The sequence below is a fragment of the Gallibacterium faecale genome, assembly GCF_027920745.1.
GTDB lineage: Bacteria > Pseudomonadota > Gammaproteobacteria > Enterobacterales > Pasteurellaceae > Gallibacterium > Gallibacterium faecale.
Genome location: NZ_JAQIBB010000001.1, coordinates 1 through 13,485, shown reverse-complemented (window position 1 = coordinate 13,485; position 13,485 = coordinate 1). Strand labels below are relative to the sequence as shown.

Annotated in this window: 15 protein-coding genes; 8 read left to right on the top strand and 7 right to left on the bottom strand. The window is 36.8% G+C overall.

Annotated elements, in window-relative coordinates:
• Positions 1-23 precede the first annotated feature (23 nt).
• From ribH to PF272_RS00055, 5 genes are all read left to right on the top strand, one after another.
• Complete coding sequence (ribH, locus tag PF272_RS00075) at positions 24-494, top strand: 6,7-dimethyl-8-ribityllumazine synthase (protein WP_065233507.1); 471 nt, start codon at positions 24-26, stop codon at positions 492-494.
• Positions 494-919, top strand: a complete 426-nt coding sequence (gene nusB, locus PF272_RS00070) for a transcription antitermination factor NusB (RefSeq protein WP_271141173.1) — start codon at positions 494-496, stop codon at positions 917-919. Before ribH ends, nusB begins: the two co-directional genes overlap by 1 nt.
• Before the next feature lie 63 nt (positions 920-982).
• Positions 983-1,963 (top strand): thiamine-phosphate kinase, encoded by a 981-nt coding sequence (thiL, locus tag PF272_RS00065; protein WP_271141172.1) that lies wholly within the window; start codon positions 983-985, stop codon positions 1,961-1,963.
• Entirely contained in the window at positions 1,935-2,444 is a 510-nt protein-coding gene (locus tag PF272_RS00060; protein WP_065233510.1) for a phosphatidylglycerophosphatase A family protein, read from the top strand. Before thiL ends, PF272_RS00060 begins: the two co-directional genes overlap by 29 nt.
• A gap of 15 nt (positions 2,445-2,459) precedes the next feature.
• Positions 2,460-3,089, top strand: coding sequence for a LysE family transporter (locus tag PF272_RS00055; RefSeq protein WP_209435867.1), 630 nt, complete (start codon positions 2,460-2,462; stop codon positions 3,087-3,089).
• Here PF272_RS00055 and matP read toward each other — a convergent pair.
• The 5 genes from matP to pepT form a co-directional block, all read right to left on the bottom strand.
• Complete coding sequence (matP, locus tag PF272_RS00050; RefSeq protein WP_065236610.1) at positions 3,081-3,527, bottom strand: macrodomain Ter protein MatP; 447 nt, start codon at positions 3,525-3,527, stop codon at positions 3,081-3,083. The genes PF272_RS00055 and matP overlap by 9 nt on opposite strands.
• A 171-nt stretch (positions 3,528-3,698) precedes the next feature.
• On the bottom strand, positions 3,699-4,451 hold the full coding sequence (locus PF272_RS00045; RefSeq protein WP_271141171.1) for a YdcF family protein: 753 nt from the start codon (positions 4,449-4,451) through the stop codon (positions 3,699-3,701).
• Positions 4,444-4,605, bottom strand: a complete 162-nt coding sequence (locus tag PF272_RS00040) for a YoaH family protein (RefSeq protein WP_082985011.1) — start codon at positions 4,603-4,605, stop codon at positions 4,444-4,446. The genes PF272_RS00045 and PF272_RS00040 overlap by 8 nt, the downstream gene beginning before the upstream one ends.
• Before the next feature lie 18 nt (positions 4,606-4,623).
• Complete coding sequence (sohB, locus tag PF272_RS00035; RefSeq protein WP_271141170.1) at positions 4,624-5,712, bottom strand: protease SohB; 1,089 nt, start codon at positions 5,710-5,712, stop codon at positions 4,624-4,626.
• 161 nt (positions 5,713-5,873) lie between these two features.
• Positions 5,874-7,115, bottom strand: coding sequence for a peptidase T (gene pepT, locus PF272_RS00030; RefSeq protein ID WP_271141169.1), 1,242 nt, complete (start codon positions 7,113-7,115; stop codon positions 5,874-5,876).
• Between the two features lie 270 nt (positions 7,116-7,385).
• Here pepT and potA point away from each other — a divergent pair, with 270 nt between their 5' ends.
• From potA to potC, 3 genes are read left to right on the top strand one after another with little or no spacing between them, the layout of a single operon-like run.
• On the top strand, positions 7,386-8,507 hold the full coding sequence (gene potA / locus PF272_RS00025) for a spermidine/putrescine ABC transporter ATP-binding protein PotA (protein WP_065233516.1): 1,122 nt from the start codon (positions 7,386-7,388) through the stop codon (positions 8,505-8,507).
• Positions 8,488-9,348: a spermidine/putrescine ABC transporter permease PotB gene (gene potB / locus PF272_RS00020; protein ID WP_065233546.1), complete on the top strand. Its 861-nt coding sequence runs from the start codon at positions 8,488-8,490 to the stop codon at positions 9,346-9,348. Before potA ends, potB begins: the two co-directional genes overlap by 20 nt.
• Entirely contained in the window at positions 9,348-10,118 is a 771-nt protein-coding gene (gene potC / locus PF272_RS00015; RefSeq protein ID WP_065233517.1) for a spermidine/putrescine ABC transporter permease PotC, read from the top strand. Before potB ends, potC begins: the two co-directional genes overlap by 1 nt.
• 358 nt (positions 10,119-10,476) lie before the next feature.
• Here potC and ppx read toward each other — a convergent pair whose 3' ends face one another.
• The gene (ppx, locus tag PF272_RS00010) at positions 10,477-12,000 is read right to left on the bottom strand and encodes an exopolyphosphatase (RefSeq protein WP_271141168.1); all 1,524 of its coding nucleotides are present in this window, start codon (positions 11,998-12,000) and stop codon (positions 10,477-10,479) included.
• A gap of 9 nt (positions 12,001-12,009) precedes the next feature.
• On the bottom strand, positions 12,010-13,485 hold a 1,476-nt coding region (ppk1, locus tag PF272_RS00005), incomplete at its 5' end, for a polyphosphate kinase 1 (protein WP_271141167.1).

The window sequence follows — 13,485 nt, the reverse complement described above, 5'->3', positions numbered from 1 at the left end:
TATTTGGATATATTGGAGAAAATATGAAAGTTTTAGAAGGTCAAGTTGCTGCACCAAATGCCAAAATTGCAGTGGTGATCGCTCGTTTTAATAGTTTTATTAATGATAGTTTATTAGAAGGCGCGCTTGATGCCTTAACCCGTATTGGGCAAGTAAAAGATGAAAATATTACTATTGTAAAAGCACCAGGTGCTTATGAATTACCCCTTGTGGCTCGCCGTCTTGCTTCCAGCAAAAAATTTGATGCAATTGTTGCATTAGGTACGGTGATCCGTGGAGGTACAGCACACTTTGAATATGTGGCTGGTGAAGCAAGCAGCGGTCTTGGTCAAGTTGCTATGCAAGCAGAAATTCCTGTTGCTTTTGGTGTACTTACTACCGAAAACATTGAACAAGCGATTGAACGTGCTGGTACTAAAGCAGGAAATAAAGGGGCTGAAGCTGCATTAGTAGCTTTAGAAATGGTTAACTTATTAGCTCAAATTTCAGAATAATGACTCAACAAGCAAAACCAACAAAACGTCGTCGTGCTCGTGAATGTACAGTTCAAGCACTTTATTCTTGGTTTGTATCACAAAATACACCTGAAAAAGTTGAACTAGATTTCATCACTGATGAAGATATGAAAGGCGTGGATTTGCCTTATTTTCGTAAATTATTCCGTGAAACAGTGAATAATATTGATACCATTGAACAACTCTTTAGTCCGTATTTGGATCGTTCTATTGATGACTTAGGTACGATTGAGCGTGCTATCCTCTCAGCGGCAACTTATGAATTAAAATTTGCCCCAGATGTCCCTTATAAAGTTGTCATCAATGAGGCCATTGAAGTGGCAAAAACTTTTGGTGCAGAAGACAGCCACAAATATATTAATGGCGTATTAGATAAACTCGCACCACAACTTGGCCGTAAATAATCTTGGCGTATATTCACCTTATCTTGCAAAAGATAAGGTGATCTCAACAAAGGATGTGAGAATATGACAGGTAATGGCGAATTCGATATTATTCGGCGTTATTTTGCTTCCTCAACTCGTCAGCCACGGCGAGATGTTTGGTTATCAATCGGTGATGATTGTGCAATTACTGAAATCAAACCAAACCGCCGCCTCGCTATGACAACGGATACCTTAGTCGAAGGTACACATTTTCTACCGACTATTTCCCCTGCTGATCTTGCCTATAAAGCTGTTGCGGTCAATTTAAGCGATTTAGCTGCAATGGGTGCTGAACCAGCATGGATTAGTCTGGCATTAACCATGCCCAAAATTGATCACCAATGGCTTGAACAATTTAGTCAAAGTTTCTTTGCTATTCTTGATCACTATAATGTTGATTTAATCGGTGGTGATACTACTCGCGGTTTGTTATCTCTCACTATTACTGCTCACGGTTTAGTCGCAAAAGAAAAAATTTTATGCCGACATACAGCAAAAGTAGGCGATTGGATTTATGTATCTGGTACCTTAGGTGATAGTGCAGCCGGACTCGATCTTCTATTAAACAATACACCTATTGAAAATGAGGAACAGCGTTATCTATTACAACGCCACTTACGCCCTACACCGCGTGTATTAATGGGAATGGAATTAGCAGGAATCGCTAATGCGGCAATCGATCTCTCTGATGGCTTGATTTCAGATTTACAACACATTTTAGATCGCAGTCAGTGCGGTGCGGTGATTGAATTAGATCAGTTGCCTTTATCACCACAGCTCCTAAGCCAGTATTCCTTAGCACAAGCACAGCAATTTGCCTTGGCTGGCGGTGAAGATTATGAATTATGCTTCACTATTGCGGAACAGCAGCGTGAAAAAATGGAGCGTACTTTACGTTATCTCGGCGTTCCATACCAATGTATTGGACAAATTCGTGCTAATAAACAATTACAATTTATGCAAAATAATAAACCAGTAGAGGTAGCAGTTTCCCATGGCTTTGACCACTTCAGCGAAAAATAATCATGCGGCATTGCAAAAAACTAAATTAACTAATCCTATTCATTTTCTTGCTCTCGGCTTTGGTTCAGGCTTAATTTACCCTGCACCAGGAACTTGGGGAACATTAGCTGGATTAATTACCGGCATTATTTTATTGCAATGGATTACTCCGCCAATTTTTTTAGTATGTACGCTAGTTGCTTTCTTATTGGGTATTTATCTTTGCGGAAAAACAGCAGAAGATATGCAAGTTCACGATCATGGTAGTATTGTATGGGATGAAATTGTCGCAATTTGGTTAGTGCTTAGTGCATTACCTGATTACTCTTGGGCATGGTATTTAGCTGCATTTGTGTTATTCCGTTTGTTTGATATTCTCAAACCAATGCCTATTCGCTATTTTGATCGTAAATTAAAAACCGGCTTTGGTATTATGTTCGATGATTTACTTGCAGCAGTTTACGCCATTCTTGTGCTGCTACTTTGTCAGTGGATGTTATAAAAGGATTTAAATATGTTGTGGAATATTATGATTGTTCATCTATTAGGCTTGATGACCCCCGGCCCTGACTTTTTTTATGTCAGCCGTACTGCAGCCAGTAATTCACGAAAAAGCGCTATTTGTGCAGTAATTGGCATTACGATAGGTGTTGCCTTTTGGGCAACTTCTGCGTTATTAGGTTTAGCCATTATTTTTGCTACCAGCCAGCTTTGGCATGGTGTGGTAGTGTTACTTGGTGGTGCTTATTTAAGTTATATTGGCTACAAAATGCTAAATGTACGTGCTAATGTCACGTTTGATCAGGATAACTCACATCCTACTGCCCCAGCAGTTAGCTCAATTAAACAAGAAATCTTAAAAGGGTTATTGGTTAATCTTTCTAATGCAAAAGTGGTAATCTATTTTAGTAGTGTGCTTTCTCTATATTTAGCGAATGTTAATGGTATTCAACATATCTTAGCCGTATTAGCCGTGATCTTGTTAGAAACTTTCTGTTATTTCTATGTGATTTCACTCCTCTTTTCTCGACCTATCGCTAAGCGTTTTTATAGTAAATATAGCCGTTGGTTAGATAATGCTGCTGGTATTGTATTTCTTGCTTTCGGTCTTTATTTAGTTTACTCAGGTATCCAGTACCTACTTTAATAAATCCTTTAAATTTTTCTTCATTGCCTGGATTTGTGATTCATATAAGACCTTGCTCTCTTGCTCATCAATCATATACATAATGGTTTGCGACAAGGTCATTTTCATTTTGCGGGAATAACGAGAAAGGCGATGCCAAACGGCATAGTCAAGATCAATCGATTTCTTTTTCGTTGTTTGTTTTTCTGCATTAAAAAAGCGTTTACGTTTTGCGCGAATCGCCTGATCAAGTTTAATTACTAAATCTGGCGACATATGGGTTTCAATCCACTGTTTAACATCATCTGTCTGATGTTCTAACTTTGTGAGCTGCTGAATTTTATCTTCCGCCATACTTTGTTCAAGATAACGAGTGATATTAATCCCCTCTCGTGCTTTACGTGTTAAGTAAAGCCATTTCCAATGCGTTTCTTGATTGTCGAGTTTTTGGTAGCGCATAATAACCTCACAAAGTTAAAGTCGTTTAACCGCAAAATCAGATCGGTGATTTACCTTTATCCTAGAAGCTAACTAAATAAATCACACGATCATTATTTCTTACAGTGACAAAGTAACTCGATGATTATAGAGTTTTTTTTGCGCTTAAGCTATTTCTCTGCTAACTAAAATTTATAGTCCGATCAATTTATCACGCAAAATCCCTAACCATTCACGTAACACCAATCCTGATTGATAAAAGCTCACTGGCTGTGGCACAAATTTCAGCAAGCCACTACTTGAGGCACGCTGACTTAATGTTGGAGCAGGTAATACTTCAAAACCTTGACGCAGGAAAGCTGCACTCGCGCGACGCATATGCCATTCATTAGTGACTAAAATCACACGCTGAATGTGTTGCCCATCAACGCTTTGATCAAATAATTTACGCAAATACATTGCGTTCTGTTCGGTAGTATTAGATTTATTATCTAACCATTTTGCTTCAATTTGGAAAAAACGTTGTAACTCACTACCCATCACTTTGGCTTCATTATCAACACCACCACTGATGGCTATTGGTAATCCTGTCTTTTGATGTAAATAAACCGCATAACGCATTCTTTCTAACGGAAGCGCTGCAGTAGTGGAATAAGACTCTGGATAGTCGCTATACCGTAATCCACCACCAAGAACAACAATTACTTGCCCTTGCTGATAAGTTTCTGGATTAGGACGCTCTAACGCAATCGAACGAATTAACAAATTTGAAAAAAATGGGATACTAATCAGATAACCAACAACTAGAGATAGACCTAACATCACTTTTGCCGTTTTCTGAAAACGCGTAAATAGTAAGATAAAGGCCAATAACCCTAATAAGATTAAATTAAAAGGCGGTAAAATTGCTGCCTCAACGACTTTTTTCAGGATAACTTCAAACATTTTGTTTATCTTGATCTAATTTTGCTTGCTGACGTAACTGTTCTGCAACTAAGCGTATCGCTTCACCACTACTCACACCTTGCTGCATAAGCTGTTGAATTTTTTCTACTGCTTGTTGTTGCTGTTCATGCGTTAAATTTAATGTATCTAGCATAACTTTTGCTCTCAATCGTTAAAAAAACAATTTGCGACCTTGATATAACACTTTTTCTAAGATGTTGCTTGCACTTTCTTCTGCTTGTTTACCCAATTTTTGGGCAAGTGATTTTTTCGCACAATATTTCACTAACAAGACATCTTTCTCTGTTATTGCCTGCAAGATAACATCATCACTGGTTTTTATTTCATCAATAAGGGCCAAACCTAAAGCTTGTTTACCAAACCAATGTTCTCCTGTTGCTACTTGTTCAATTTCTACTTGTGGACGGTGTTCAGCAACAAATTGTTTAAATAATTGGTGAGTTTCTTCTAATTCTTGTTGGAATTTTTGTTTACCTTTTTCAGTATTTTCACCTAATACTGTTACAGTGCGCTTATATTCTCCCGCAGTCATCACATCAACATCTACATCATGCTTTTTCAATAAACGATGAATATTTGGGACTTGAGCTACAACGCCGATCGAACCAATAATCGCAAATGGTGCTGCAATGATCTTATTCGCTACGCAAGCCATCATATATCCACCACTGGCTGCGACTTTATCTACCGCAATGGTTAATGGAATATTATGATCGCGTAAACGTTGTAATTGTGACGCCGCAAATCCATATCCATGTACCACTCCGCCCGGACTTTCTAAACGTAATAACACTTCATCTTTATCAGGACGTGCTACGGCTAAAATGACATTTAATTCTTCACGTAACGCGTTAGCGGCATTGGCTTGAATATCACCATTAAAATCCACCACAAATAAGCACGGCTTTTGCTGAGAAAACAGATCTTGATCTTGTTGCTCTGTTACTGATTTTTCTGCTTGTTTTGCTTTTTTCTTTGCCGCTTTTGCTTCTGCTTTTTCTTGTTTTTTTCGACTTTTCGCTAACTGCTTTGCTTGTTGCTCATCTAAGCGAAACTCTTTCAATAATTGTTGTTGATCTTCATACTGTGCATTCAAATTAGTAATCCGCAATTCGCCTGCTTTACCTTGATTTTTCTGCTTCAACATCACAATAATGGCGAAAATCACCCCAATCACCACAACTAATGTGATAAGTTCTAAAATAAACACACTATAATTGATGAAAATATCTGACCACATAAACTTGGTTCCTTACGCTGTTATCTTCTCTCAAAGTGGCTTATGATACTCGATTTTTCCTTTTTATTCATTAATCAATCACATTATGCAGATTAATCCCAATAAAAATGCCAACATACGTTTTCTTTCATATGTTGGCATTCATTCTGCTGAATTGGTCCTTAGCGCTGGGCTAATTTTGCAATCTCAATAATCACTTGTGTTGCTTGTTGCATCTCGTGCAAACTGGCTAATTCATGCTTACTATGAAAGTTATAAGCTCCAGTAAATAAATTTGGACAAGCAATTCCATTAGCAGATAACCATGCCCCGTCTGTTCCGCCACGGATAATCTTCCGTTTTGGCACAATCCCACAATTTTTCATAGCCAGTTCAGCCACTTCAATACTTTGTGGCACCTTAGAAACGGCATTAGACATATTGTAATAACTGTCTTCAAGCGTAATGAATACCCGATCTGCAAGTTGATGCGTTTGAATAAATTGTTCTACTAATTGTGTTAATAAATTCTTACGTTGGATAAAGCCATCTTCACTAAAATCACGAATGAGATACTTCATTTCACAGTGTGCAATATCACCCGTAATACTATCCAAATGGAAAAAACCCTCACGATCAGCGGTATGCTCTGGCACTTCTGTGACAGGTAATAATTGATGAAATTGACAAGCTAATGCCAACGCATTGATTAATTTATCTTTTGCATATCCTAAGTGAATTGATTCGCCTTTAAAGCTAATCGTTGCTGTCGCTGCATTAAAGTTTTCAAATTCAACCTCACCAACACCGCTACCATCAATGGTATAAGCCCAATCACAATAGAACTGTTCGATTGGAAAATATTGCATACCCGCCCCAATCTCTTCATCAGGCGTAAAGGCAACTCGAATATTCACACGCGGTAATCGATAACTAATAATGGTCGCTAATGCTGTCATAATTTCGGCAATACCGGCTTTATTATCTGCCCCTAACAATGTCGTGCCATCAGTTACGATCAAGGTATGCCCAACCAACTTTCGTAAAAAAGGCGAAGTCACTGGGCTAATAAATTCTTCTCCTAAACCTAAAGCAATATCACCACCACGATATTCTTGGATCACTTCTGGTTTAACATCCTTACCCTTAACACCGAGATAAGTATCTAGATGGGCAATCAATCCAATCGTTGTATGATTTCCCGGAATATTTGATGGCAACAAAGCCGTTACCACACCATGGGAATTCATCTCAACTTGAGCCAGCCCTAATCCTTTTAATTCATCTCTTAAATACTCAGCTAATAACCATTGTCCACGGCTACTTGGTGAGTGTTTCACCCCTTCTTTGGACTGAGTATCAAAGCTGATATAGTTTAAAAAACGATCTAATAAGGCATTTCGCAATGTTTGTTCTGAGTACATCTTATTTCCCATTATTTGCTAAAAAGTTCATACTAAATTCAGGCATAAAATGCTATCATATCTGCCGCTTCACAATATGATATAAATCAACACCTTTGGTGAAATTTATCGTTAAAACTTCGTTAAATTTCATCTATTTTTTAAAATCCTAAAAAAATTTTTAATATAGGCTTTTAATTATTAGGGGATCACTATATCATTGCGAATTTCTTGTAGATGTAATTCTCGTGGGTATGTGAATTTATTGACTTAGGAGGAAAAACAAAGCTAGTGGAAAATCCAGTACAACAAAAGCCAATTATTGAACTACAATCCGTAACCAAATCTTATGATGGCAAAACTATCATTAAAGATATTAATCTTACTATCAATAATGGTGAATTCTTAACTATTTTGGGGCCTTCTGGCTGTGGTAAAACCACTATTTTACGCTTAATTGCAGGTTTTGAAGAAGTTAATGCTGGACGCATTATTTTAGATGGGCAAGATATTACTTCTATTCCCGCAGAACAACGCAATATTAATACCGTGTTCCAAAGCTATGCGCTATTCCCACATATGACAATTTTTGAAAATGTGGCGTTTGGCTTGCGTATGCAAAAAGTACCAAATGAGGAAATTAAACCTCGTGTTCTTGAAGCGTTAAGAATGGTTCAATTAGAAGAGTTCGCAGATCGTAAACCTGCACAACTTTCAGGTGGTCAACAACAACGTGTCGCGATTGCGCGTGCGGTGGTAAATAAACCAAAAGTTCTCTTACTGGACGAATCCCTTTCTGCATTAGATTACAAACTTCGTCAACAAATGCAGAATGAATTAAAGGCTTTACAACGTCAACTTGGGATTACCTTTATTTTCGTTACACACGATCAAGAAGAAGCATTAACTATGTCTGATCGTATTATTGTGTTGCGTCAAGGTAAAATCGAACAAGACGGTACACCTCGCGAAATTTACGAAGATCCGAAAAGTTTATTTGTGGCGAAATTTATTGGTGAAATCAATATTTTCGATGCTACTGTGTTACAACGCATTGATGAAAAACGGGTACAAGCTAATGTTGAGGGGCGTATCTGTGAGATCTATGTAACTCGTCCTGTAACTCAAGGACAAAAATTAAAAGTATTACTTCGTCCTGAAGATATCCGTATTGAAGAAGTTCATGACAAAGAGGCTCATGAGGGCTTAATTGGTTATGTGTGTGAACGTAACTATAAAGGAATGACTTTGGAATCAACCGTACAATTAGAGTGCGGTAAACGGGTATTGGTAAGCGAATTTTTCAATGAAGATGATCCTGATGTTGATCACTCTTTAAATCAAAAAGTCGCAATAACTTGGGTTGAAAGCTGGGAAGTGGTACTTGACGATGATGAAGATAACAACGCGTAAATTTCAAAACTTTACTGTCGCCATCATCTTTGCATGGCTAATATTCTTTGTATTAGTACCGAATGTTTTGGTACTAATTACAAGTTTTTTAACTCGAGATAGCAGTAATTTAGTGGAATTTACTTTCTCACTAGATAGCTATAAACGCTTAATTGAACCACTCTATGCACAAGTATTATGGAATTCCCTCTATATGTCGGGAATCGCCACTATTATTTGTCTAATTATTGGTTATCCATTTGCGTTTATGATTGCCAAAATGCGTCCTGCGTTTCGTCCAATTATGTTGTTTTTGGTAATTTTACCCTTCTGGACAAACTCATTAATTCGTATTTATGGTATGAAAATCTTTCTTGGGGTAAAAGGGGTATTAAATAATACATTGTTATGGCTAGGTATCATTGATACACCAATTCGGATTTTAAATACCGAAGTGGCGGTTATCATTGGTTTAGTTTATATCCTATTACCATTTATGATTCTGCCACTCTACTCTTCTATTGAGAAGCTGGATCAACGCTTATTAGAAGCAGCGAAAGATTTAGGGGCAAATGCGTTTCAACGTTTTGTGAAGATTATTATTCCATTAACAATGCCGGGCATTATTGCTGGGTGTTTGTTAGTACTTTTACCAGCAATGGGAATGTTCTATGTCGCCGATTTACTTGGTGGTGCGAAAGTTCTATTAGTCGGTAACGTTATTAAGAGTGAATTCTTAATTGCACGTAACTGGCCATTTGGTTCTTCGATCAGTATTGCATTAACCATTTTAATGGCACTTTTATTATTCATTTACTACCGTGCAGGTAAATTATTTAACAAGAAATCGGAGTTGGAATAATGCGCAAAACATTACGTAATCTCTTTTTATTTTTGGTTTATGCCTACTTGTATATTCCGATTGTTATTTTGGTGATTAACTCTTTCAATTTAGATCGCTATGGTCTTTCTTGGAAAGGATTTAGCCTTAACTGGTATGAGCGTCTTGCCAATAACAATACGTTATTACAAGCGGCTTTCCACTCAGTAACTATTGCTTTTTTTGCTGCAACCGTAGCTACCTTAATTGGTTTATTGACGGCGATTGCACTTTATCGCTATCAATTTAAAGGCAAAAAATTTGTGGGTGGGATGTTATTTATTGTGATGATGTCACCAGATATCGTGATGGCAGTATCCTTATTAGCCTTATTTATGCTAGTAGGTATTTCATTAGGTTTCTGGTCACTTCTATTTGCGCACGTGACTTTCTGCTTACCTTATGTGGTTGTAGCAGTGTTCTCACGCTTAAAAGGTTTTGACGTAAAAATGTTAGAAGCAGCACGTGATCTTGGAGCAAGTGAAACCACGATTTTACGCAAAATCATTGTGCCTTTAGCGTTACCAGCAATTATTTCAAGTTGGTTATTAAGTTTTACCATCTCATTAGATGATGTGGTGGTATCTTCATTTGTTACTGGCGTAAGTTATGAAGTTTTACCATTGAAGATTTTCTCTTTAGTAAAAACTGGGGTAACGCCTGAAGTGAATGCATTGGCAACCATTATGATTATCTTCTCTTTAACGTTGGTTATCTTAAGCCAGCTTATTGCAAGAAAAGATAAAGCCTAACTCATCATTCACAATTTATTATCTATAAAGAAAAACACCTACTGCAAGATGATAATCTAACAGTAGGTGTTTTATTTTGTCTTACTTTCATTTAAATGTTCTGATAAAAAACTTTATTATTGCAACAATAATGGGTATCCATAATAAGATAGTTAAGCCAGGATATTCTACCATCGCGGCCAACATACCGAAGACAAATACAATTGCAAAAATCCACAGAAACAAAGAATACAGCTTATTTTTAACCTTATTTGCTATAATAGCTCCCCATCATAAAAGGGGTCATTAATAAAAAACACTCTGAATCATACTATGATTTAGCGAGTTTTGTATTCTTTTTATAGGGGAAAAGCATAAACTACTGCACAATTAATGTTATCCCTATTGTCTGCAATATGCTTTTCTCTTCATTTAAATCATTTTTAGTTAGTGGATTTCTGTCTAAATAACCTGCTTCAAACTCTAATTCCCATTTATTTAGACTAGTATTAACATCTAATGCAAACTTTTGTACGATTTCTGTCGCTTGTCTTGACTTATTAAGAATAATCGCCAGTCGAAGTATAATAACTAATGCGCGAACATCTTGACTGTGATAGCGACTTCCCTTCAGTAAATCTAATTGTTTCAATGACTTCATCTGAAAACGGACTAAAGTTGCTAATAATTTCTTTTGCATAGGATCAAACCCTGGCAGCTCACTGTTCTGTAACAGATAGCTTGCATGTTTATGTGACCCACTATGATTAACGACCATTCCAGCTTCATGTAATAACGCTGCGGCTAATAAAATACTTAACAATTCCTCTACTTGTTCGCTATGTTGCCAACGCTGATAACGTTTTGCCAATAATATTGCGGTATCTGCCACTCGTAACCCTTGTTCTTTATCAATCCAAAAATGTTTAATAAAGCTGGTTACTGTTCTTTCCCGAATATCCTCAACTTGAAATTGATTTTCAAAGCTGTACAAAACCCCTTCTCGTAAGGCGCCGTCTGAATAACGCATCTGTTCGATACGATAATTCTCAAAAACAGCACTAAGAATTGCAACACCAGCAACAAAAACGCCTACTCTGTCTTCACTTAATCCTGGAATTTTTAACTTATCCATCGAATCAAATTTTAAAATAAGCGCTATCACCTGCTGTAAAGTTTTCGGTGTAATCATACCATCAGGACTAAAATTTTCGGCAATTACCTGACTAATTGCTTTAATTGTGCCCGAAGAGCCTAATGCTGCATCCCAGCTAAGATGTCGATATTCCCAAGAGAGATCTTCAATCCGAGCTAATGCTGTTTTTTGTGCTAAATTAAATTGTTTTTCACTGATTTTGCCATCAGCAAAAAATGCTTTGGTAAAACTAACACACCCCATATGACGGCTTTCCGCTAATAAAGGAGTAAACCCTTCACCAATAATCATCTCTGTGGAGCCACCACCAATATCCACAACTAATTTCTGACCTGTTTCTGGCTGGGTATGAGCTACACCCAAATAAATTAATTTCGCTTCTTCAGCGCCTGAGATTATCCTAATCGAAAATGGGAACACTTGCTTAGCCGCCTGCAAAAATTCATCGCTATTTTCAGCTCGGCGCAATGTATAAGTTGCTACGGTTTTTACTTGTTCTGGGGTAAACCCTTGTAAACGTTCTGCAAAAAGTGCTAAGCAATCTATTCCTCGTTGGATCGCTTCTTGGCTTAAATGATGTTTTTCATCCAATCCATTACCAAGTTGTACACGTTGTTTCAGTCGTGATAACACCTGAATCGAACCATTTACTACTCGCACAATGATCATATGAAAACTATTTGAACCTAAATCAATCGCTGCAAACTCTTTAGATTCTTCATTCACCAATGCACTTTTTTTGTTCATTTTTCTATCCTATTTCTCATTTGCTCTTGCAGATAAATACTCATGAATAGCAAGTTGTGAACGGCATAGGGGTTCATCATTTTGCACATAATTATTTTTTTCCTCACTATCAATCACACGAGCTTTAACATTATCTGCAAGTTGGATGTTTAAAATATCAATTACACACTGCTTCACATCAGGATCAAGTAACGGCGTACCGACTTCAATACGACGGTCCAAATTTCTCGTCATCCAATCCGCTGAAGAAATATAGACATCAGGGTCGCCGTTATTCTCAAAATAATAAACTCTCGGATGTTCCAAAAAACGATCTACGATACTAATAATATGAATATTCTCGCTTAAACCTTTGACACCTGCTTTTAGTGAACACATTCCTCGAATAATCATCTTGATAGTTACACCTGCTTGGCTTGCTTGATAAAGTAAATCAATCATCGCTTCATCTACCAGATTATTGATTTTTAAGATAATACCACTCTTTTTACCCTTCATCGCGTTCTTTATCTCTCGATTAATCAAAAATGTTAATCTTTTGCGTACATTAATTGGTGACACTAATAAATAAGCAAATTTTATTGGATTAAAAGGCATTTCAATAAAACGAAATACCCGTTTTACTTCATCAGTAAGCACCTCATTTTTTGTCAGCAAGGCAAAATCTGTATAAATTGTTGCTGTTTTTTCGTGGAAATTTCCGGTACCAATATGGGCATAATCAACTAGCTTGCCGTTTTCATTACGTGTAATCAGAAATAATTTTGAATGAATTTTAAAACCAGCCGGTGAAAAAATAACTTTAATATTACTTTCCGTTAGACGTTTTGCCCAATGAATATTCGCTTCTTCATCAAATCTCGCTTGCAATTCGATAATCACTGTAACCTGTTTCCCATTATTCGCTGCATTTAATAGCGCTTCTATAATTAAAGATTGGCTAGCTACACGGTATAAATTAATTTTAATTGCAGTCACATTAGGATCAAAAGAAGCTTGACGTAGCGTTTCACAGATAACACCAAAACTATGATAAGGATAATACAGGAGAATATCTTTTTTACTTACTGCATCAAAAATAATGCGTTCTTTTTTTAATTGTGGATGCTTAATTGTAGGTAATGGCGGATTCACTAGCGCCTTATTCCCTAAGTCTGGGAATTGTAGTAAATGATTAAAACTCAAATAACGCCCACCCGCTTCAACTAAATCAAGATTTGTAATATGTAAGCGTTTTTTTAGCATTTTTAGTAAATTTTTAGGCATCACTTTTTCATATAAAAATCTAACTGGTTGGGCTGTTAAACGTTGTTTTAAACTAGAAGACATCTGTTCCAACAAACTATATTCAACTTCCGTTACTAAATCGTATTCTGCATCTCGGGTCATTCGAATGGAATATGCATTAATTTCATCATAGTCAAATACGGTGTCTGCAAAAATATCTGGTAAACAAAAACGTAATACATTATCGAGTAATACAAT